General features: G+C 59.7%; 1 tRNA gene. It reads right to left on the reverse strand.

Annotated features, from left to right (window positions below):
• Positions 1 to 2: 2 nt before the first annotated feature.
• Positions 3 to 76, reverse strand: a tRNA-Asp gene (locus ACL9RJ_RS33250).
• Positions 77 to 263: the final 187 nt, after the last annotated feature.

The raw sequence follows: 263 nt of genomic DNA on the forward strand, positions 1-263 counted from the left end.
GGCGCAGCGGACGGGACTCGAACCCGCGACCCCCGGCGTGACAGGCCGGTATTCTAACCGACTGAACTACCGCTGCGTATCGCTCGGACTTGCGTCCGTTTGAAACTTTTGAACCCGTGATCGAGAGCCTTCGGTGGCTTTCAATCGCAGACCGCTCACTCGTTTACCAAGCAATCGATCTGTACAAATATGGCGCAGCGGACGGGACTCGAACCCGCGACCCCCGGCGTGACAGGCCGGTATTCTAACCGACTGAACTACCG

It is taken from the genome of Pseudomonas sp. Mn2068, from assembly GCF_049319725.1.
Taxonomy (GTDB): domain Bacteria; phylum Pseudomonadota; class Gammaproteobacteria; order Pseudomonadales; family Pseudomonadaceae; genus Aquipseudomonas; species Aquipseudomonas gingeri.